This window comes from Kitasatospora sp. NPDC001527 (genome assembly GCF_040298605.1).
GTDB lineage: Bacteria > Actinomycetota > Actinomycetes > Streptomycetales > Streptomycetaceae > Kitasatospora.
Genome location: NZ_JBEPAM010000022.1, coordinates 64570 through 84851 on the forward strand (window position 1 = coordinate 64570; position 20282 = coordinate 84851).

Below are 20282 nucleotides of genomic sequence, written 5' to 3' on the forward strand. Positions count from 1 at the left end.
GTGAGCGCCGCGGTGAGGTCCGGACGGTACTGCGTCACAGCGCGGGACATGACCGGCTCCGAGCGGCGCTTGTTCCTCAAGCGGACGAGTTGAGGGTGGCAGATGACGGACAGCGGTGCGGACCTCGAAGCGCTGGCCGAGTTCTACGAGACGCACGAACTGACCGAGGACGAGATCATGGCGGCCGAGCCGGCGGAGCCGCTGCCCGCCGAGTCGGTGATGATCACGACTTCGCTCAGATTGCCGAAGCCCGTGATGGACGAGGTCCGGCGGCGGGCGCAGGCCCGGGGGATCAAGCCGACGGTGATCATGCGGGAGTGGATCGAGGCGGCCGTTGCGGACCAGGAGGCGGTGGTCCCGCTCAGTGTGATCACCGCGGCGGTGGCGGAGTACCAGCACCGCAGGGCCTCCTGAGTGTTCAGGCGGTGAGGGCCGGGGTGGTCCTGGCCGCCGCGTGGGCCTCGTCGTAGCGGGTGAGGAGGAGGCGGGCGAGGTCGGGGGTGGGGGCGAGGGTGGCGGCGAGGTGGTCGGCGGCGGACGCCCCGGCGGCTTCGGCGATGCGGTCGGGGAGCAGGCCGGGGGCGAGCAGGTAGGGGGAGACGGCGACCCGGTCGACGGCGGGGGAACGGCGCAGGGCGGAGACGGCGTCGGGCACCCGCGGGCCGCTCGCGGAGGCGTAGGCGACCTCGACGGCGGCCCAGCCGCGGGTGCGGCGCCACTCGGCGGCGACCGCCCGGGTGGCGGCGTCGGCCGCGGGGTCGGAGGAGCCGGCGGCGGCGAGCACGACGCCGGTGCGGGCGCGCGCGGCGGGGGAGGCGAGCTCCGGCGCGGCCTCGGTGAGCCGCCGGTCCAGCGCGGCGAGCAACAGCGGCGACGGCCCCAGCACATCGGCCACCGGCAGGTCGGCGCCGGCCGCGCGCAGGGCGGCGGGGATGTCGTGCTTGGCGTGGAAGGCCCGGTTGAGCAGCAGCGGCACGGCCACCGCGCCCGGCCCCAGCCGGTCCAGCACCTGCGGGATGCGCGGGGCGCAGTGGTCGAGGTAGGCGGTGGCGACGTCCAGGCCGGGCCGCAGCGCCCGCACCTGGGCGACCAGCGCGGCGACGGCCGCGGCGTGCCGCGGGTCGCGGCTGCCGTGGGCGATCAGCAGCAGGGCGGGGCTGCCCGCCGCCACCGGGGTGGCGGGGGCGGCGGGCAGCCGGCGTTCGGTCATGCGGGGAGCCTCACTTACCGGTGCCCAGCAGGCCGCGGTTGCGCAGCACCCGGCGCTCGACCGGGGTGAAGACGAGCAGTTCGATGGCGATGCCGACGAACAGGATGAGGATGATGCCGAGCAGCACGCCCGCCATGTCCGAGAACTCGCGCTGGTTCTCCAGGAACCGGCCCAGGCCCAGGCCCAGGTCGGGGGAGGAGGCGACGAGTTCGGCGGCCATCAGCGAGCGCCAGGAGAAGGCCCAGCCCTGCTTGAGTCCGGCCAGGTAGCCGGGCAGGGCGGCGGGCAGCAGGATGTGCCGGGCGCCGGTGAGGCCGGTGGCGCCGATGGTGCGGCCGGCCCGCAGGAACAGCGGCGGGACCTGGTCGATGCCCGCGACCAGGCCGTTGGCGATGGACGGGACGGCGCCGAGCAGGATGACGGCGTACATCATCGAGTCGTTGATGCCGAGCCAGATGACGGCGGCGGGCACCCAGGCGACCGAGGGCAGCGACTGGAGGCCGGAGAGCACCGGGCCGAGCGCGGCGCGCACCGGCTTGACCCGGGCGACGAGCAGGCCGATCGGGGTGCCGATGACGAGCGCGACGAGGAAGCCGGACAGACCGCGCCAGACGCTGGTCCAGATGATCGAGAACAGCGTGCCCTGGTACCAGAGGTCCTCGGCGGCCCGCCAGACGTCCAGCGGGCTGGGGAGCTTGTACTCGCTGGTGACGTGCAGGCTGTACGCGCCCTGCCACAGGGCGAGCACCAGGACGACTCCGAGCAGCGGGGGCAGGACCTTCTGCCGCAGCGTCTCGGTGGTGGAGTTGCGCTGGGTGACGACCGCGTCCAGCGCGTCCAGGCCCGACCCGACGCTCGCGAAGTCGGCGACGGTGCCGCCGTGGGCCGACGCCGTCTTGGTGGTGGTGTCAGTGCTGGCCATGGCGGCGGATCTCCCCACGCAGTTCTTCGGTGATCTCGATGGACAGGTCGGCCACGCCGGAGGACTCGATCCGGCGGGGCTGCGGGAGGTCGATGCGCCACTCGCGGGCGACCCGGCCGGGGCGGGAGGAGAGCAGCACCACGCGCTGGGCGAGCCGGACGGCCTCGCGCACGTTGTGGGTGACGAAGAGGACCGACAGGTTCCGCTCGGCCCAGATCCGGGTGATCTCGTTGTGCAGTACGTCGCGGGTGATGGCGTCGAGCGCGGCGAACGGCTCGTCCATGAGCAGCACCTGGCTGCCCTGGGCGAGCGCGCGGGCCAGCGCGACGCGCTGGCGCATGCCGCCGGACAGCTCGTGCACCCGCTTGCCGTAGGAGTCCTGGAGCCGGACGAGTTCGAGCAGCCGCTCGGCCTCGGGGCGGCGCTCGGGGCGGGGGACGCCGGCGAGCTTGAGGGCGAGTTCGATGTTCTTGCCGGCCGTGAGCCAGGGGAAGAGCGCGTGTTCCTGGAACATCAGCGCGGGGCGTCCTCCGGGCACCTCGATGCTGCCCGAACTGGGCTTGTCGAGGCCGGCGACCAGGTTGAGCAGGGTGGACTTGCCGCAGCCCGAGGCGCCGAGCAGCGTGACGAACTCGCCGGGGGCGACATCGAGGCTGATGTCGTCCAGGACGTGGGTCTGCGCGCCGGGGCGGCCGAAGGACTTGTGGACGTGCGAGATCCGGACGGCGGGGGAGCCGTCGCGAGTGCCGACGCCGGGGGCGTCGTCCGAGGTGGTCAGTGCCGGAGTCATTCCGGGCACCTCCTGCGTGGTGTGGTCTGGCATCTGGTGTCAGGGAGAGGGGCCGGGGTCCGGGCCCCCGCCCGGCCCGGGCTCGGGGCATCGAGCGGGCATCGGTTCGGGCGGGGCGGGGGCCGGACCGCGGGGTTCCGGGCGCGGTGGTGCGGTCCTGTGGGCGCTACTTGGCGCCGAGACCGGCGTCCGCGACGGGGCTCTGCCCCTTGTCCTTGAGCACCTTGTTGAGCAGGGTGAGGTCGTAGATGCCGTTCAGGTTCGGCTTCTTGAGCAGGCCGGCGGTGACGGCGTTGTCGGCCTCGGTCTGCAGGGTGGCGGCCAGCGGGTCGTCCAGGAAGTCGATGTCGGCCCAGGCCGGGTCGAGGATGGCCGGCTCCAGCGCGTTGCCGGCCTCCTTCTTGATCGCCTCGTTGGCGGTGGCCTTGGCCTTCTCCGGGTTGGCCTTGATGTAGGCGTTGGTGTTCACCGAGCCGCGCAGCACGGCCTCGACCACGTCGGGGTGCTCCGTGAGGAACTTCTGCGAGACGATGATGTTGGTGATCACGAACTTCTTGTCCGGCCAGATGTCCTTCTCGTTGAGCAGGACCTTCGCCCCGAGGGTGACCAGCTTGGAGGCGGTCGGCTCGGGCACCCAGGCGGCGTCGATGGAGCCCTGCTTGTAGGCGTCCGGGGTGACCTTGTTGTCGCTGCGCACCACGCTGACGTCGCCGGCGCCGGACTGGGCGTCGACCTTGTAGCCCTTGCCGGCCAGGTAGTTGAGCAGCGCCACGTCCTGGGTGTTGCCCAGCTGCGGGGTGGCGATCTTCTTGCCCTTGAGGTCGTCCAGCGAGGCGACCTTGTCCGGGTTGGCCACCAGCTTGACGCCACCGGAGGCCGAACCGCCGATGATCTTCAGCGACTTGCCCTCGGACTTGGTGTAGCCGTTGATCGCCGGGGAGGGGCCGATCCAGCCGATGTCGATGGAGCCGGCGTTCAGCGCCTCGATCTCGGCCGGGCCCGCGTTGAAGACCTGGGTCTTGATCTGGGTGGAGCCGAGCTCCTTCTGGAATATGCCGTCCTGGAGGCCGACCAGCGGGGTGCCGTGGGTCAGGTTGGCGAAGTAGCCGATCTTCACGGTGTCGGCGGACAGCTTGGCGCCGGAGGCGGAATCACCGGCGGGGGCGGCGGTGTTGGACTTCTTGTCGTCGTCCTTGGAGCCGTACCCGCAGGCGGAGAGCAGCGCGACGGCGGTGAGGCCGGCCACGGCGGTCGCGGCGGAGCGTCTGATCCGGCCGGCGCCGGGGCGTGCGGAGGTATGCGGAAGTGCCTGGTTCGGTGCCATGGTGAGTCCTGTTCGCGGACGGACCGTCAGGAAGCGGTCCCGGGCGGACGTTCGGTCAAGGTCGTGCTTGCGGCACCGTGCGGGGTGCCGGGCAAGCCGGGCCGGGGCGCTGCTGCGCCTGCTGTGGGGGGCGGAACAGCTGCGTCGGCCCGGTGACAGGGCGTTCTCAGCCCTGTCGGCCCACACATCGCGTCAGGCCGCCCTGGCCACTGCCGAGGACGCCGCTGCCGATGCGGCCGCCTTCCTTGTCCATGCCCGAGAACGCCTCGCTGGGCATCAGACCCAGTCCTCCTCGTCGGGTTCGTTGGCGTCGGTGGTGCGTACGGTCTCGAAGGCCTCGCCCGCCATGCCGGCGGTGAGGGTGGTGCCGTCGGCCGGGTCGATCAGCAGGAACGAGCCGGTCCGGCGGTTGTCGGTGTAGGCGTCGAGCGCCAGCGGCTCGGCGGTGCGCAGCACCACGTGGCCGATGTCGTTGACGTTCAGCCCCTCGGCGCCGGAGCGCTGTTCGAGGGTGTCGATGTCGATCCGGTAGGTGATCTCCTTGACCATCGCGCGCACCGTGCGGGTGGTGTGCTTGAGCAGCACCTTGTCGCCGGCCCGCAGCGGCCGCTCGTTGAGGTGGCTGACGGTCGCCTCGATGTCCTTGGTGGGGACGGGCGCGGCGCCGGCCGCGATGAGGTCGCCGCGGGAGATGTCGATGTCGTCGGCGAGGCGCACGGTGACCGACTGGGGGGCCCAGGCGAGGTCGGTGGCGCGGCCGAGGGCGTCGATGCCGGTGACGGTGGTGGTGTGGCCCGACGGCAGCACGGTGACGGCGTCGCCGACGCGCAGCACGCCGGAGGCCAGCTGGCCCGCGTAGCCGCGGTAGTCCGGGTGCTCCTCGGTCTGCGGGCGGATCACGTACTGGACCGGGAAGCGGGCCGGCTCGACGCTCGGGTCGCTGCCGACCGGCACGGTCTCCAGGTGCTCCAGCAGGGTGGGGCCGCCGTACCAGTCCATGTGCGCGGACGGCTCGACGACGTTGTCCCCGGCGAGCGCGGAGATCGGGACGGCCACCACGTCCTTGACGCCGAGCGAGGCCGCGTAGGCGGTGAACTCGGCGGCGATGGCGGCGAAGACCGGCTCGGCGTAGTCGACCAGGTCCATCTTGTTGACGGCCAGCACCACGTGCGGCACCCGCAGCAGGGCGGCGACGGCGGCGTGCCGGCGGGTCTGCTCGACCACGCCGTTGCGGGCGTCGACCAGGACGACGGCCAGCTCGGCGGTGGAGGCGCCGGTGACCATGTTCCGGGTGTACTGCACGTGCCCGGGGGTGTCGGCGAGGATGAACCGCCGCCTGGGGGTGGCGAAGTAGCGGTAGGCGACGTCGATGGTGATGCCCTGCTCGCGCTCGGCGCGCAGGCCGTCGGTGAGCAGCGCGAGGTCGGGCGCGTCCTGGCCGCGGCCCAGGGAGACGCGCTCGACGGCCTCCAGCTGGTCGGCCAGCACCGACTTGGAGTCGTGCAGCAGGCGGCCGACCAGGGTGGACTTGCCGTCGTCGACGGAGCCGGCGGTCGCGAAGCGCAGCAGCGAGGTGGCGGTGCCGGTCTGGGGCGTGCCGGTCTGGGTGGTGCTCATTAGAAGTATCCCTCGCGCTTGCGGTCTTCCATCGCGGCCTCGGAGAGCTTGTCGTCGGCGCGGGTGGCGCCGCGCTCGGTGAGGCGGCTGGCGGCGATCTCGGCGATGACGGCCTGGATGGTGGTGGCGTCGGAGTCGACGGCACCGGTGCAGGACATGTCACCGACGGTGCGGTAGCGGATCAGCCGCCGTTCGACGGGCTCGTTCTCCTTGGGGCCGCCCCATTCGCCGGCGGTCAGCCACATGCCGGCGCGGGCGAAGACGTCGCGCTCGTGGGCGTAGTAGATCCCGGGGAGCTCGATGTTCTCGCGCTCGATGTACTGCCAGACGTCCAGCTCGGTCCAGTTGGAGAGCGGGAAGACGCGCACGTGCTCGCCGACGGCGTGCCGGCCGTTGTAGAGCGACCACAGCTCGGGGCGCTGGCGGCGCGGGTCCCAGGCGCCGAACTCGTCGCGCAGCGAGAAGACGCGCTCCTTGGCGCGGGCCTTCTCCTCGTCGCGGCGGCCGCCGCCGAAGACGGCGTCGAAGCGGCCCTTCTCGATGGCGTCGAGCAGCGGGACGGTCTGCAGCGGGTTGCGGGTGCCGTCGGGGCGCTCGCGCAGCACGCCGCGGTCGATGAAGTCCTGCACCGAGGCGACGTGCAGCCGCAGGTTGTGCTCGGCCACCACGCGGTCCCGGTAGGCGATGACCTCGGGGAAGTTGTGGCCGGTGTCGACGTGCAGCAGCGAGAAGGGGACGGCGGCCGGCCAGAAGGCCTTGAGCGCCAGGTGCAGCATGACGATGGAGTCCTTGCCGCCGGAGAACAGGATCACCGGGCGTTCGAACTCCCCCGCGACCTCGCGGAAGATGTGCACCGACTCGGCCTCCAGCGCGTCCAGGTGGGACAGCGCGAAGGGCCCCCCGGAATTCCCGTTGGGGTCCTCGGCCTGCACCAGGCTCTGGGTCGCGGTGGTCATGCCAGGCCCCTCTCGGTCAGGAAGGCGTGCAGCTCGGCGGCGGACTCGGTGACCGCGCGGCCCTGGGTCTGGAGCCGCAGCTCCGGGTGCTCGGGGGCCTCGTAGGGGTCGTCGACGCCGGTGAGGCCGGAGATCTCGCCGGCCGCCTGCTTCGCGTACAGCCCCTTGACGTCGCGCTCGGCGCACAGCTCGACCGGGGTGGCGACGTGGATCTCCAGGAACTCGGTGCCGTGCTCGGCGTGCCGCTCGCGCACGGCGGCGCGGGAGTCGGCGTAGGGCGCGATCACCGGGGCGAGCACCTTGACGCCGTTGGCGGCGAGCTTCTCGGCGACGAAGCCGATCCGGGTGACGTTGGTGTGCCGGTCCTCGCGGCTGAAGCCGAGGCCCTTGGAGAGGAACTCGCGGATCTCGTCGCCGTCCAGGACCTCGACCCGGTGGCCCTCGGCGCGCAGCCGCTCGGCCAGGGCGAAGGCGAGCGTGGTCTTGCCCGCGCTCGGCAGCCCGGTCAGCCACACGGTGGCGCCGCGCTCGCAGGGGCCGGCCGCGCGGGCCGCCTCTGCGGCTCCGGCGGCGGCCAGGGTGTCGGCTGTCGTCACGTTTGAAGTCCTTAGAACGGGGTTGACGGGTGTTCGGGCGGTGCGGGCCGTGCGGGCGGTGCGGGTCGTCCAGGTTCAGAGGTGGATGCCGCACTCGGTCTTGCCGGAGCCGGACCAGCGTCCGGCCCGGGCGTCCTCGCCCTCGCCCGGCTTGCGGGTGCAGGAGAGCGGGGAGCAGCCGACGGAGGTGTAGCCCTCCCACAGCAGCGGGTTGAGCAGCACACCGTTGGCGGCGACGTAGGCGTCCACGTCCTCCTGCGTCCAGCGGGCGATCGGGGCGATCTTGACCTTGCGGCGCCGGGCGTCCCAGGCGACCACCGGGGTGTTCGCGCGGGTCGGGGACTCGTCGCGGCGCAGTCCGGTGGCCCAGGCGTCGTAGCCGCCGAGGCCGCGGTTCAGCGGCTCGACCTTCCGCAGCGAGCAGCACAGGTCCGGGTCGCGGTCGTGCAGGTGCGGCCCGTACCGGGCGTCCTGCTCGGCCACGGTCAGCGCCGGGGTGAGCGTGATGACGTTGACCGGCATGGTCGCCGCCACCGCGTCCCGGGTGCCGATGGTCTCGGCGAAGTGGTAGCCGGTGTCCAGGAAGACCACGTCCACGCCGGGGAAGACCGAGGAGGCCAGGTGGGCGACGACCGCGTCCTCCATGGAGGAGGTGACGCAGAAGCGCTTGCCGAAGGTGTCGGCGGCCCAGCGCAGGATCTCCTGCGGGGTGGCCTCCTCCAGCTCACGGCCGGCCCGGGTGGCCAGCTCCTCGTGGTCAGTCGTCGTGCCGGTCACTCCGGTTACCCCCGTTGGTCGGTGACAGCAGGCCGAGGAACTTCAGTTGGAAGGCCCGGCGGCACCCGTGGCATTCCCAGGCGCCGTGCCCGGCCTCGGAGGGGCGCAGGTCCTCGTCCCCGCAGTACGGGCAGAAGAAGGGGGCCGCACGCTCGCTCACGACAGCTGCTCCTCGCCGGCCCGGGCCGCCCACTGGGCGAAGCGCTCGCCCTCGGCGCGGTCCTCCCGGTACCGGGTCAGCACCCGCTCGACGTAGTCGGGCAGGCCCTCGCTGGTGACCTTGAGGCCGCGGACCTTGCGGCCGAAGCCGGCCTCCAGGCCGAGCGCGCCGCCCAGGTGCACCTGGTAGCCCTCGACCTGGTTGCCCTGCTCGTCCGTCACCAGCTGGCCCTTGAGACCGATGTCCGCGACCTGGATGCGGGCGCAGGCGTTCGGGCAGCCGTTGATGTTGATGGTCAGCGGCTCGTCGAAGTCGGGCAGCCGCTTCTCCATCTCGTCGATGAGGGTGCGGCCGCGCTCCTTGGTCTCGACGATGGCGAGCTTGCAGTACTCGATGCCGGTGCAGGCCATGGTGCCGCGGCGGAACGGCGAGGGGGTGACCCGCAGGTCCAGCTCCTCCAGGCCGGCCACCAGCGACTCGACCCGGTCCCCGGGGACGTCGAGGACGATCATCTTCTGCTCGGCGGTGGTGCGCAGGCGGTCGCTGCCGTGCGCCTCGGCGAGGTCGGCGATCCGCCCGAGCAGCGCGCCGTCGACCCGGCCGACCCGCGGCGCGAAGCCGACGTAGTAGTTGCCGTCCTTCTGCCGGTGCACGCCGACGTGGTCGCGCCAGCGGCCGCTGGGCTCCTCGGGGGCGGGGCCGTCGATCAGCTTGTACTTGAGGTACTCGTCCTCCAGCACCTGGCGGAACTTCTCGCTGCCCCAGTCGGCGACCAGGAACTTCAGCCGGGCGCGGTTGCGCAGCCGGCGGTAGCCGTAGTCGCGGAAGATGCCGATGACGCCGCCGTAGACGTCGGCGACCTCGTCCAGCGGGACCCAGGCGCCGAGCCGGACGCCGAGCTTCGGGTTGGTGGACAGGCCGCCGCCGACCCAGAGGTCGAAGCCCGGGCCGTGCTCGGGGTGGACCACGCCGACGAAGGCGACGTCGTTGATCTCGTGGGCGACGTCCAGCAGCGGGGAGCCGGAGACGGCGGACTTGAACTTGCGCGGCAGGTTGGAGAAGTCCTTGTTGCCGATGAAGCGTCGCTGGATCTCCTCGATGGCGGAGGTGCCGTCGATGATCTCGTCCTCGGCGATGCCGGCCACCGGGGAGCCGAGGATGACGCGCGGGGTGTCGCCGCAGGCCTCGGTGGTGGACAGGCCGACGGCCTCCAGCTTCTGCCAGATCGCCGGGACGTCCTCGATCCGGATCCAGTGGTACTGGACGTTCTGGCGGTCGGTCAGGTCGGCGGTGTTGCGGCCGTACTGCTCGGAGACCTCGGCGATCGCGCGCAGCTGGGCGACCGTCAGCCGGCCGCCGTCGATCCGGACGCGGAGCATGAAGTACTCGGCGTCGAGCTCGTGCGGGTCCAGGATCGCCGTCTTGCCGCCGTCGATGCCCTCCTTGCGCTGGGTGTACAGACCCCACCAGCGCATCCGGCCGCGCAGGTCGGCCGGGTCGATCGAGTCGAAGCCCCGGTGCGCGTAGATCGTCTCAATACGTGTCCGCACGTTGAGACCGTCGTCGTCCTTCTTGAACTGCTCGTTGGCGTTCAGAGGGGTGTAGTGGCCCATGCCCCACTGGCCCTCGCCGCGGTGACGGGTCACCTTGCGAGCGGCGGCGGGGCGGCGCGCGGGGGCGCTGTCGGCCGTGGGCTCGGCGGTCTCGGGGGTGGTGGCCATGGTGAAGTCCTTCGGGGCAGGTGGCTCTGACGCCGGGTGGGTCGCGGGGCGTGCTCGGCGGTGCGGTGCTGCTGTGACCTGCGGATTTCTCAAGGCCGGACGAGCAGTGGCGGTGGCCGGGCGGGCGCCTGCGCATCCGCTTCGGCGGGGATGGCGGGGGGAGGTGGCGCCGGGTGCGTGGGAGGCGGCGGGGTCGGGCTCAGGTCACCGGACAGATGGCGCTGGACACGCGAAGGAGATCGACGTGGAGTCGACCTACTAGGGTGGTTCCGGCGCTCGGCATGGCAAGAGATTCGCACGGCGCACGACTCGCGGTCCACTAACGTCCGTATTCTGGATGCCCTGGTTTCGGATCATGAGATGCCCGAGCGTTCCCGCCGCTCCCGCCGATCCGGGCCCCGCGGGACCTCCACGCGGCGTGCGGACCCCGGGAGATCGGCCGACCGGTTCCGGCCCGATACCGTTACCCCTGTGCAAGCAGCAGGCGAAACGACCAGGCCGAACCCCGAGCGGCCCTCCCGTCGTCGGGGCAAGGGCTCCCGGAGGGCGGCCAAGCAGATCACCTGGCGGACCACCGCCTGGGCCCTGGTCAAGGACACCACCAACACCTGCGTCGAGTACCGGGTCACCGGACTCGCCGCGGAGGCGGCGTTCTTCACCCTCCTCTCCATCCCACCGCTGCTGCTCTGCCTGGCCGGCACGCTCGGCTACCTGGACGACTTCCTCGGCGCCGGCACCATCGACAAGCTGAAGGCCGACATCGTCAGGGCGGCCGGCACGGTCCTCTCGGACTCCTCCATCACCGAGGTCGTCCAGCCGCTGCTGCGGCAGGTCTTCGACCAGACCCGGCCGGACCTGATCTCGATCGGCTTCCTGCTGTCGCTCTGGTCCGGCTCGCGGGCGCTCTACATCTTCATCGACACCATCACCGTGATGTACGGGCTGGACGGCCGGCGCGGCATCGTCAAGACCCGGCTGATGTCGCTGGGCCTCTACCTCGGCGCGCTGGTGATCGGCTCGCTGGTGCTGCCGCTGCTGATGACCGGCCCCGAACTGGTGACCAACGCCGTGCCGGAGAGCGCCGGGCTGCTCAACGCGATCTACTGGCCGTTCGCGATCCTGCTGCTGATCGTCTCGCTGACCACGCTCTACCACCTGGCGGTGCCGGTCTCCACGCCCTGGCGCGAGGACATCCCCGGCGCCCTGGTCGCCCTGGTGGTGCTGGTCTTCTGCAGCGTGGCGCTGCGGCTGTACCTGGTCAGCTCGATCGAGGGCCACTCGGTGTACGGCTCGCTGGCCGCGCCGGTGGCCGTGCTGCTGTGGATCTTCGTGGTGGCGCTCGCGGTGCTCATCGGCGCCGCCATGAACGCGGCCATAGACCGCCGCTGGCCCACCCTGGAGACCGCCGACGCCCGCGCCGAGAACGAGCGCGCCCAGGAGGAGGCGGCCGCCGCCGTGGTCCGCGAGGTGGCCGCCCGGCGCGCCGTCGAGCGGGCCCGCCGGGCACGCGAGCTGGGCCTGGCCGAGGGCGGCGAGGAGGAGTACTGGGAGGACGAGGGCGAGGACGTCGACGTGCCCTCCGAGTACCCCGAGCGGTGGGCCGACGTGCTCGCCGCCGACAACGTCCGCGGCCGCCTCACCGCCCGCGGCGGCGGACCGCACCACCGCCCCGCCCCGCCGCCGCCGGACAGCGACCGCCCCACCGCGCCGCCGCCCGAGTACCCCCTGCCGACCCGCCCGCCGCGGCCCCCGTGGGACCAGCGCTGAGCCGTGGGGCGGAAGGAACCGCGGGTGAAAAACCGGTTGGCAGCACCGCGCGGGCCCGCTAGCGTGTGAGCGTCCGGTTCGGGCGGCGTCGGCGCCGCGCCGAGGAGAGAAAGCAGGAGGTGAGCCTCGTGACCACGACTGTCATGACGGCTGCCCTGGGCAGCACCCGCGTCCTCCTCTCCCTGCCGGCCGCCGGCTGACGTAGCCCTTCGCGCACGCAGCCGCAGCAGCCCGGCGGGATCATTTCCTCCCGAAGGGCCCACTGCGTTGTTCAACGCTGCCTCCGTTCCGTCTTCCTCCCCCCTTTCCACCGACGGCTCTCCGGACGCCGTCTCCCCGCTCGCCGGCTACGGCTGGACGGCCGAGCTCGACGAGCTGTTCGCGCCGCTCGCCGAGGCCGGGCTGGCCGCGGCCCGGATCGTCCGGGTCGACCGCGGCCAGTGCGACGTCGTGCTCGCCGATCCCGCGACCGGCGAGCTGCGCACCGTCCGGGCCGACACCCGGCAGGTCGGCGACGCCGACATGATCAACTGCCCGTGCACCGGGGACTGGGCCGCCGTCGACCTCTCCGACGGGCTGCCGATGCCCGCGGTCGCCGCCCTGCTGCCGCGCTCCACCGCCATCATCCGCAAGGTCGCCGGCAAGCGCTCCGACGGCCAGGTGCTCGCCGCCAACGTCGACACCGTGGTGGTCGCCGCCTCGCTCGCCGCCGAGCCCGACCTCGGGCGGATCGAGCGCTTCCTCGCCCTGGCCTGGGAGTCCGGCGCCGAGCCGCTGGTCGCGCTCACCAAGGCCGACCTGGTCGACGACGCCGACTTCATCCGGGCCGACGTCGAGGCCGCCGCGCCCGGCGTCACCGTGCTGGTGGTCAGCGCCGAGACCGGCGAGGGGATCGACGTGCTGCGCGCCTGCACCCCCGGCACCACCGCCGTGCTCGGGCAGTCCGGCGTCGGCAAGTCCACCCTGACCAACGTGCTCGCCGGGGTCGACGTGATGGCCGTGCAGGAGGCCCGCTCCGGCGACCAGAAGGGCCGGCACACCACGACCACCCGCGAGCTCGTGCCGCTGCCCGGCGGCGGGGTGCTGATCGACACCCCCGGGCTGCGCGAGGTCGGCCTCTACGGCGGCGAGGGCGTGGCGCTCGCCTTCGCCGACATCGAGGAGCTGGCCGAGCGGTGCCGCTTCCACGACTGCAACCACGAGAGCGAGCCCGGCTGCGCGGTGCGGGAGGCGCTCGCGGACGGCTCGCTGCCGGAGCGCCGGATGGAGAGCTACCGCAAGCTCCAGCGGGAGAACGAGTGGATCGCCTCCCGCTCGGACGCCCGGCTGGCCTCGGCCCGGGTGAAGAAGTGGAAGACCATCACCAAGACCATGCGCGCGGCGGGCGGAACCGTGAAGTGGTGACCACCGGGCCGCCGGCGGCGGGGCGCCCGCCCCGCCGCCGGCGCCCCGGCGCACCTGGCGTCAGCGGAAGTCGGCCACCAGCCGGAAGCGCTCCAGGACGACGGCCGTGGTGTCGTCGACGGTGAACGCCGGCTCGCCCAGCGCGGCGCGCAGCTCCTCGCTGTGCCAGAACCGCTCGTGCCCGGCCCGCCACTCGGCGACCGACGCGTACCCCTCGCCCTCGTCGAGGGCGTGCCGCAGGTCGACCTCGCCGAGCGGGACGACCCTGACCTCGGTGGTCTCGGTCACCGCGACGACCCGCCCGGCCGAGTCGACCACCGCCCCGCGGGTGCCGGCCGCCGGCAGCGGCTCGCCCTCCCGCTCGTACTCGGTGAGCAGACCGGTGGTGCTGGTCTTCGCGCCGGACAGCACGGCGTCGACCAGCCGGTCGCGCAGCGGGCCGGGGAAGGCGAACTCCTCGACCCGCAGGGCGGTCACCCGCGGGTCGTCCGCACCGGTGTAGGGCTGCTCGGACACGGGAGGGACCTCCTGGGATCGGGGGGCGGGGCCGTGCGCAGGCTATCCGGCCGGCGGACGCCGGGGCGCGCGATTTTTCCGCCCGCCCGGTCCATGACGCCCGTGTCCGATTCCCGCCAGTCGAGGGCCGCCGGGTGCCGCAGACTGGACAGCGTGATCGACGACGACATCCGGTACCGCGCCGTGGACAGCCGGGACGCCCGCTTCGACGGCGTCTTCTTCACGGCCGTCACCTCGACCGGCATCTACTGCCGGCCGAGTTGCCCGGCCGTGACCCCGAAGCGCGTCAACTGCACCTTCTACCCCAGCGCCGCCGCCGCGCAGAACGCCGGCTTCCGGGCCTGCCGCCGCTGCCGCCCCGACTCCGTCCCCGGCTCGCCCGAGTGGAACCACCGGGCCGACCTGGTCGGCCGGGCCATGCGGCTGATCGGCGACGGCGTGGTGGACCGCGAGGGCGTGGCCGGCCTGGCCCAGCGCCTCGGCTACAGCTCCCGCCAGCTCCAGCGCCAGCTCACCGCCGAACTCGGCGCCGGCCCGATCGCGCTCGCCCGCGCCCGCCGCGCCCAGACCGCCCGGCTGCTGCTGCAGACCACCGAGCTGCCGGTCACCGACATCGCGTTCGCCGCCGGCTTCGCCTCCGTGCGGCAGTTCAACGACACCGTCCGCGAGGTCTACGACCGCACCCCCAGCGGGCTGCGCGCCGAGGTCGCGGCCGGCCGCCGCACCGCCACCCCGGCCGGCGGCCTCGCGCTGCGGCTCGCCTACCGGGGCGCCCTGGACAGCGACCACCTGATCGACTTCCTCGCCCAGCGCGCCGTCCCCGGCGTGGAGGAGGTCGTGCCCGGCCCGCGCCCCGGGGTGCGCACCTACCGCCGCACCCTCGCGCTCCCGTACGGCCACGGCATCGCCGAGGTGGACGGCCTCGCCCCCGGCACGCCGGTCACCCGCGGCTGGCTCGACTGCCGGCTGCTGCTCGCCGACCTGCGCGACCTGCCGACCGCCGTCCAGCGCCTGCGCGTCCTGTTCGACCTGGACGGCGATCCGGTCGCGGTCGACGAACAGCTCGGCGCCGACCCGCTGCTCGGCCCGCTCGTCCGGGCCCGCCCCGGACTGCGCTCGCCGGGCCACGTCGACCCGCACGAACTGGCCGTGCGCGCCGTCCTCGGTCAGCAGATCACCGTCGGCGCGGCCCGCACCCTGGCCGGCCGGCTCGCCGAGAAGTACGGCACCGCGCTGCCCGAACCCAGCGGGGGGCTGCGGCTGCTCTTCCCGGCCGCCGCCGCCCTGGCGACCGCCGACCCGGAGGACTTCGCGATGCCGGCCGCCCGGCGCCGCGCCCTCACCGGCCTGTGCGCCGCCCTCGCCGAGGGCGTCGTGCGGCTGGACGGCGGCGTCGACCGGGAGGAGGCGGCCGCGCGACTGCTCGCCCTGCCCGGCATCGGCCCGTGGACGGTCGGCTACCTGCGGATGCGCGCCCTCGCCGACCCCGACGTCTTCCTGCCGAGCGACATCGGCGTCAAGCACGGACTGATCCGGCTCGGCGCCCCGGGGGACCCGAAGTCCGCCGCCCTCGCGGCCGAGGCCTGGGCCCCCTGGCGCTCCTACGCCGTGCACCGCCTCTGGGCGGCCGCGGCCGCCGACCCCAGCACCGGAACGGAGAACACCCCAGTATGAGCACCACCGTCTTCACCTTCATGGAGAGCCCGCTCGGCCGGCTGATGCTCAGCGGCATCGTCCCGGACGGCGGCGGCCCGGCCGCGCTGGCCACCGTCACCGCCCCCGGCCAGCGCTACGCGCTCGCCGAGCCCGCCGACGACTGGGTGCACGACCCGGAGGCGCTCGCGGAGCCGGTCACCCAGCTCACCGAGTACTTCGCGGGCGAGCGCACCGGCTTCGACCTGCCGCTCGCCCCGGTCGGCACCGAGTTCCGCCGGCGGATCTGGGCCGTCCTCGACAAGATCCCCTACGGCGAGACCGTCAGCTACGGGCAGCTCGCCGACCTGGCGGGGGAGTCCCCGCGCGCGGTGCGCGCGGTGGGCGGGGCGGTCGGCGCCAACCCGCTGCTGATCGTGCGCCCCTGCCACCGGGTGCTCGGCGCCAACGGTTCCCTCACCGGGTTCGCCGCCGGCGTCGACAACAAGCGCCGGCTGCTGGACCTGGAGCGCGGCACCTCGCTGTTCTGAGCCGCCGCCGCGTCACCCGCGTCCCCTCGCCCGCGCACGCTCCGGGTCAGGCGCTCCCGGTCGGGCCGTCCGGGAGCGCCCGCAGGTCCACCCGCCAGTCGTTGCTGCGCATCGGACGGCCGGGCGGGAACTCGAAGTCGGTCTCGCCGAGGAGGGTGAAGCCGGCCCGGCGGCAGACGGCGTTGGAGGCCGGGTTGCCCACCGAGGGGAAGGCGTGCAGGTACCGGTGGCGGGCCGTGCGGGCGGCGGCCCCGACGGCGGCCCGGGCCGCGGCCGCGGCGATGCCCCGCCCCTGGTACGGCGGCAGGACGTTCCAGCCCATCTCGTAGACGGTCCCGCCCCGCCACTCGCGCTCGGCGTAGCCGACCGTGCCGACCGCCACGCCGGCCGGCTCCAGGACGACGCGGTACATGCGGCCGGTGCCGGAGGGGACGAAGTCCAGGTAGCGCCGGTGCCGCAGGAGCGTCCGCTCCTCGCTTTCCGGGCCTCCGACGTGCCGGCGCATCTGCGGGGTGTTGACCAGGCGCAGCAGGGCGAGGTCGGCGTCGGTCCAGGCTTCGAGGCGGATCAGCGCGGGGTCCATGGCGGGACGCTAGCCGGACCGGTGTCCGGCGCGGTACCGGTTTTCCCCGCCCGGCGGCCGCTCGGCCGTCCGCCGTCCAGCCGGCGGCCGCTCAGCCGTTGGCCGTCCCGCCGAGCGCGCGGGCCAGGTTCTCCAGGGCCGGCAGCGCGTGCACCACGGCGTCGCGGTCGGCGGGGGAGAGGGCGTCGAGCGCGGAAGCGATCCGGCGTTCGTGCGCCCGCTGCCAGTCGTCGAGCTGGCGCCGCCCGGCCGGGGTGAGCGCGATCCGCGCGGTGCGGCGGTCCCCGGGGTCGGCCTGGCGGTCGACGAACCCGGCGTCCAGCAGTTTGCCGACCAGGCCGCTGACGGTGTTGGGGGCGAGCCGCTGCCGGGTGGCCAGCTCGCCGACCCGCAGCGGGGCGGCGGCGAGCGTCTGGAGGAGTTCGACCTGCGCCATCGGCAGGGACTCCCACGGGTAGTCGGTGCGGATACTGCTGCGCAGCGCCCGGCGGAGCCGGGTGACCGCGTCGGTGAGCCGCCGGGCGCGCTCGATCGCGTCCGGTTCCGGAGCCTGCGGATCGGCAGCGGGTTCGGGAACAGAGGGTGACGACGGCATGGCCGACAGCGTAGCGCCTGGTCCGGACACCGCCCGAACGCCGGGGACGGGTCGGGGGCGAACGGCCCGAGCGCGGGGCGGGCCGCTCGGATGCAGATCAGATCGTAGATAGAACATATCTGTATCCGATATATTTCCTTGTATGAACGCGCCGTCGACCCTCGCCACCCGGCTGCTCACCGAGCGCCCCCGGCCGCGCGGCATAGCCAGCCGGCGGTACGCCCACTGGCTCGCCGTCGGCACGGTCTGCCTCGGGGCCTTCCTCGGCCAGCTGACCGCCAGCGTCACCGCCCTCGTCTACCCGGCGCTCCAGCGCCACTTCGGCACCGGCTTCGCCGCCGTCGAATGGGTCGCCCTCGCCTACCTGCTGGTCCTGGTGGCGCTGCTCGCGCCGGTCGGCCGGCTGTCCGACCTGGTCGGCCGCAAGACCGTGTACCTCGGCGGGTTCGCCCTCTTCGGCCTCGCCTCGCTCGGCGCCGGGTTCGCCGGGAACCTCGGCACCCTGGTCGCCTGCCGGGCCGTGCAGGCCGTCGGCGGCGCGATGATGCAGGCCAACAGCGTCGCGCTGGTCGCCCGCGGCGTGCCGGAGCACGCGATGCGCCGGGCGCTCGGCATCCAGGCCGCCGCCCAGGGCCTCGGCCTGGCGCTCGGTCCCAGCCTCGGCGGGCTGCTGGTCGAGCACGCCTCCTGGCGCTGGGTGTTCTGGATCAACGTGCCGGTCGCCCTGGTCGGCCTGCTGGCCGGGTGGTTCCTGCTGCCCCGCACCCACCGCCCCGACGCCGGCCCGGACGCCCGCCCGGTGCCGCGCCCGCTGCCCCGACGGCGGGGGGCCGCCCGGCCCGACCCGGAGGACGGACGCTTCGACCTGGCCGGCCTGCTGCTGCTCGCCGGCTCCACCACCGCGCTGCTGCTCGCCCTCTCCGCCGCCTCCGGCCTGCCGCTGCCCGGCTGGGCCGTCGCCGCCCTGCTGCTCGCCTCCGTGCTGAGCGGGCTCGGCCTGGTCCGCCAGGAGCGCCGCGCCGCGCGGCCGATCCTCGCCCCCGGCCTGGTCAACACCCCCGGTGTCCGCCCGGGCCTTGCCGTCTCGCTGATCGGCTACCTGCTGCTGTTCTGCCCGCTGGTGCTCGGCCCGGTGCTGTTCGCCGAGGCGGGCCTGTCCACCGGGCGCGCCGCTCTGGTGATCACCGTGCTCCCGGCGGCCTTCGCGGTGGCTGCGACGGCCGGCGGCGTGCTGCTGCCGCGCGGCTGGTCGGACGTCGCCCGCTGCCGCTTCGGCGCGGCGCTGGCCGGCGCCGGGCTGCTGGGCTGGGCGCTGCTGCCCGCCGCGGGCGCGCCCGCCCTGGCGGCGGCGGTCCCGCTGCTGGTGGCCGGCTTCGGCCTCGGCCTGCTGCTGCCCGCCAACAACGCCCTGGTGATGCGGGCGATCCCGGCCGAGTGCTCGGCGGTGGGCGGCGGCATGGTCAACATGGCCCGCAGCCTCGGCACGGCCCTCGGCACCGCGCTGCCGGTGCTCGGCGTCCACCTGGCCGGTCCGGTGCCGGCTGGCCGAGGGGTGCTGCTGGCGCTGGCCGCCGTCGCGGCCCTGGCCGTGCTGCTCACCCGGCCGGTGCGGCGGCGCTGAGCGGCCGGGCGGCCGGGGCGTCGGCCGGCGACGGGCGGACGGCAACGGCCGGGGCGGTGGACGGAACTCCGTCCACCGCCCCGGCCGTGAGGGTGCCGTGCGAGGTGCGCGGGTCAGGAGGCGGGCACGCCGGGGGCGGCGCCGCGATCCTTGAGCATGTCGGTGATCAGCCCGATCTCCGAGGTCTGGCCGGCCACCATCGACTCCGCGAGCCGCTTCTCCGCCGGGTTGCGCGCCACGTCGACGTAGCCCTGGGCCATCTCCACGCCGCCCTTGTGGTGCTCCAGCATCAGCTGCAGGTAGAACACCTCGGCGTCCCGCCCGCTCAGCGACCGGAGCTTGGCGAGTTGCGTGGTGGTGGCCATGCCGGGCATCAGCGAGCCGTCGTGCGCCTGGTAGTCGGCGCCGTGGCCGTGGCCGCCCATCGCCATCCAGGCCATCGGCTTGGCCGGGGAGTGCTGGGTCAGCCCCCACTGGTCGAGCCAGCCCATCATCATGCCGCGCTGGTTGGCCTGGGTGTTGATGATGTCGAAGGCCAGGGTCCGGGTCGGCTCGTCCGACGTCCGGTCGCGGACGATGAACGACAGGTCCACCGCCTGCTGGTGGTGGGTCGACATGTCGCGGGCGAACCCGGCCTCCGGCGAGTCGTCCGCCGGCGCGCTGAGCGACGAGGAGGACCCGGAGGCGGACGTCCCGCCCGCCACCAGGGCCGGCACGCCGAGCGCGAGGGCGAGCGCGGCGGCCAGCGCGGCCGGCCACCAGATCCGCCGGCGCGAGGCCGCGCGGTCCGCCCCCTCCGCGGCGTCCGTGGCGTCCGCGGAGCCGGCCTCGGCCGGGGTCTCCTCGGCGGCGGTCACATCGACCCCATGCTGCAGGAGGCGCCCGGCTCCTGGGTCTGCTTGCCCTGGACGTACTTGGTGAAGAACTGGTTCACCCGGGGGTCGCTGGCGCTGTCCACGGTGAGCTGGGTCGACCAGGCGCTCAGGGTGATGGTGCCCTGCTCGTCCGGGTACGGGCTCATCAGCGAGTACGGGGTGGCCTTCACCTTGTCGGAGAGGGTCTTGATGTCCTCCGGGGTGGCCTTGCCGTTGTAGGTCACCCAGACCGCGCCGTGCTCCAGCGAGTGGACGGCGCGCTCGTTCTCGACCGGCTGGTCGTAGACGGTGCCCATGCAGTCCGCCCAGATCGCGTTGTGGTCGCCGCCGACCGGCGGGGTCTGCGGGTAGGTGACCTTCTCCTTGACGTGGTTGCGGCTCAGGTCGCCGAAGGTCTGCACGCCGTCGATCGGGGCCGCGGCGGCGGCCTGCTTGGCCTTCTTGTCCTTGTTGGCGTCGACCACGATCCAGGTGCCGGTGGCTATCGCCGCGATCACCAGCACGCCGGCCACCGAACCGGCGATGATCTTGTTGCGGCGGTCGCGGCGCTGCTCGGCGGCACGCAGCTCGGCGATCCGGGCGCGGCGGTCGTTGCTCGCCTGCTTGCCGCTCGGCTTGTTGCCCTGCGACTTGTTCGACTGCTTGGAGGCGGAACCCATGCGGTG

At 73.8% G+C, this 20282-nt stretch carries 22 protein-coding genes; 6 read left to right on the forward strand and 16 right to left on the reverse strand.

Annotated features, from left to right (window positions below):
- The first annotated feature begins 102 nt into the window (after nucleotides 1-102).
- The gene (locus tag ABT238_RS20870) at nucleotides 103-414 is read left to right on the forward strand and encodes a CopG family antitoxin (RefSeq protein WP_350773843.1); all 312 of its coding nucleotides are present in this window, start codon (nucleotides 103-105) and stop codon (nucleotides 412-414) included.
- A 4-nt stretch (nucleotides 415-418) separates the two neighbouring features.
- On the opposite strand, the gene ABT238_RS20875 is transcribed toward ABT238_RS20870, so the two are convergent.
- The 11 genes from ABT238_RS20875 to ABT238_RS20925 all read right to left on the reverse strand — a co-directional run bounded on the left by ABT238_RS20875 (nucleotide 419) and on the right by ABT238_RS20925 (nucleotide 10356).
- On the reverse strand, nucleotides 419-1210 hold the full coding sequence (locus tag ABT238_RS20875) for a sirohydrochlorin chelatase (protein WP_350773853.1): 792 nt from the start codon (nucleotides 1208-1210) through the stop codon (nucleotides 419-421).
- Between the two features lie 10 nt (nucleotides 1211-1220).
- Nucleotides 1221-2132: an ABC transporter permease gene (locus ABT238_RS20880; RefSeq protein ID WP_350570682.1), complete on the reverse strand. Its 912-nt coding sequence runs from the start codon at nucleotides 2130-2132 to the stop codon at nucleotides 1221-1223.
- Nucleotides 2119-2922 (reverse strand): ABC transporter ATP-binding protein, encoded by an 804-nt coding sequence (locus tag ABT238_RS20885; protein ID WP_350570681.1) that lies wholly within the window; start codon nucleotides 2920-2922, stop codon nucleotides 2119-2121. The genes ABT238_RS20880 and ABT238_RS20885 overlap by 14 nt, the downstream gene beginning before the upstream one ends.
- 166 nt (nucleotides 2923-3088) lie before the next feature.
- A complete protein-coding gene (locus ABT238_RS20890; RefSeq protein ID WP_350773883.1) occupies nucleotides 3089-4246 on the reverse strand; it encodes an aliphatic sulfonate ABC transporter substrate-binding protein in 1158 nt (385 codons plus the stop codon).
- Between the two features lie 276 nt (nucleotides 4247-4522).
- Nucleotides 4523-5863, reverse strand: coding sequence for a sulfate adenylyltransferase subunit 1 (locus ABT238_RS20895; RefSeq protein ID WP_350773899.1), 1341 nt, complete (start codon nucleotides 5861-5863; stop codon nucleotides 4523-4525).
- Entirely contained in the window at nucleotides 5863-6819 is a 957-nt protein-coding gene (gene cysD, locus ABT238_RS20900; RefSeq protein ID WP_350773919.1) for a sulfate adenylyltransferase subunit CysD, read from the reverse strand. Before cysD ends, ABT238_RS20895 begins: the two co-directional genes overlap by 1 nt.
- Nucleotides 6816-7397, reverse strand: coding sequence for an adenylyl-sulfate kinase (gene cysC, locus ABT238_RS20905; protein WP_350570696.1), 582 nt, complete (start codon nucleotides 7395-7397; stop codon nucleotides 6816-6818). Before cysC ends, cysD begins: the two co-directional genes overlap by 4 nt.
- A gap of 93 nt (nucleotides 7398-7490) precedes the next feature.
- The gene (locus ABT238_RS20910; protein ID WP_350570675.1) at nucleotides 7491-8192 is read right to left on the reverse strand and encodes a phosphoadenylyl-sulfate reductase; all 702 of its coding nucleotides are present in this window, start codon (nucleotides 8190-8192) and stop codon (nucleotides 7491-7493) included.
- Entirely contained in the window at nucleotides 8173-8352 is a 180-nt protein-coding gene (locus tag ABT238_RS20915) for an eL43 family ribosomal protein (RefSeq protein WP_350570673.1), read from the reverse strand. Before ABT238_RS20915 ends, ABT238_RS20910 begins: the two co-directional genes overlap by 20 nt.
- Entirely contained in the window at nucleotides 8349-10073 is a 1725-nt protein-coding gene (locus ABT238_RS20920) for a nitrite/sulfite reductase (protein ID WP_350570672.1), read from the reverse strand. Before ABT238_RS20920 ends, ABT238_RS20915 begins: the two co-directional genes overlap by 4 nt.
- Nucleotides 10074-10272: 199 nt before the next feature.
- Nucleotides 10273-10356 (reverse strand): putative leader peptide, encoded by an 84-nt coding sequence (locus ABT238_RS20925; protein WP_310593185.1) that lies wholly within the window; start codon nucleotides 10354-10356, stop codon nucleotides 10273-10275.
- Nucleotides 10357-10544: 188 nt separating this feature from the next.
- Between ABT238_RS20925 and ABT238_RS20930 the strand changes: the two genes are divergently transcribed.
- Nucleotides 10545-11840, forward strand: coding sequence for a YihY/virulence factor BrkB family protein (locus ABT238_RS20930; RefSeq protein ID WP_350570670.1), 1296 nt, complete (start codon nucleotides 10545-10547; stop codon nucleotides 11838-11840).
- Nucleotides 11841-12107: 267 nt separating this feature from the next.
- Nucleotides 12108-13244: a ribosome small subunit-dependent GTPase A gene (gene rsgA / locus ABT238_RS20935; protein ID WP_350570668.1), complete on the forward strand. Its 1137-nt coding sequence runs from the start codon at nucleotides 12108-12110 to the stop codon at nucleotides 13242-13244.
- A 60-nt stretch (nucleotides 13245-13304) separates the two neighbouring features.
- Here the strand turns inward: rsgA and ABT238_RS20940 are convergent, their stop codons facing one another.
- Nucleotides 13305-13721: an ASCH domain-containing protein gene (locus ABT238_RS20940; RefSeq protein WP_350570694.1), complete on the reverse strand. Its 417-nt coding sequence runs from the start codon at nucleotides 13719-13721 to the stop codon at nucleotides 13305-13307.
- A 192-nt stretch (nucleotides 13722-13913) separates the two neighbouring features.
- Between ABT238_RS20940 and ABT238_RS20945 the strand changes: the two genes are divergently transcribed.
- Nucleotides 13914-15434, forward strand: coding sequence for a DNA-3-methyladenine glycosylase 2 family protein (locus ABT238_RS20945; RefSeq protein ID WP_350570666.1), 1521 nt, complete (start codon nucleotides 13914-13916; stop codon nucleotides 15432-15434).
- Nucleotides 15431-15943: a methylated-DNA--[protein]-cysteine S-methyltransferase gene (locus tag ABT238_RS20950; RefSeq protein ID WP_350570664.1), complete on the forward strand. Its 513-nt coding sequence runs from the start codon at nucleotides 15431-15433 to the stop codon at nucleotides 15941-15943. Before ABT238_RS20945 ends, ABT238_RS20950 begins: the two co-directional genes overlap by 4 nt.
- A gap of 46 nt (nucleotides 15944-15989) precedes the next feature.
- Here ABT238_RS20950 and ABT238_RS20955 read toward each other — a convergent pair whose 3' ends face one another.
- Nucleotides 15990-16526 (reverse strand): GNAT family N-acetyltransferase, encoded by a 537-nt coding sequence (locus ABT238_RS20955; protein WP_350774004.1) that lies wholly within the window; start codon nucleotides 16524-16526, stop codon nucleotides 15990-15992.
- Nucleotides 16527-16617: 91 nt separating this feature from the next.
- Nucleotides 16618-17121 carry a MarR family winged helix-turn-helix transcriptional regulator gene (locus ABT238_RS20960; protein WP_350570662.1) on the reverse strand — a complete coding sequence of 168 codons (504 nt, stop codon included), beginning with the start codon at nucleotides 17119-17121 and terminating at the stop codon, nucleotides 16618-16620.
- Between the two features lie 142 nt (nucleotides 17122-17263).
- Here ABT238_RS20960 and ABT238_RS20965 point away from each other — a divergent pair, with 142 nt between their 5' ends.
- Nucleotides 17264-18742 (forward strand): MFS transporter, encoded by a 1479-nt coding sequence (locus ABT238_RS20965; RefSeq protein WP_350774036.1) that lies wholly within the window; start codon nucleotides 17264-17266, stop codon nucleotides 18740-18742.
- A 113-nt stretch (nucleotides 18743-18855) separates the two neighbouring features.
- On the opposite strand, the gene ABT238_RS20970 is transcribed toward ABT238_RS20965, so the two are convergent.
- Both ABT238_RS20970 and ABT238_RS20975 read right to left on the reverse strand, forming a co-directional pair.
- Nucleotides 18856-19599: a DUF305 domain-containing protein gene (locus tag ABT238_RS20970; RefSeq protein WP_350570658.1), complete on the reverse strand. Its 744-nt coding sequence runs from the start codon at nucleotides 19597-19599 to the stop codon at nucleotides 18856-18858.
- Nucleotides 19596-20276: a thioredoxin-like domain-containing protein gene (locus tag ABT238_RS20975; protein ID WP_350774060.1), complete on the reverse strand. Its 681-nt coding sequence runs from the start codon at nucleotides 20274-20276 to the stop codon at nucleotides 19596-19598. Before ABT238_RS20975 ends, ABT238_RS20970 begins: the two co-directional genes overlap by 4 nt.
- Between the last annotated feature and the right edge of the window lie 6 nt (nucleotides 20277-20282).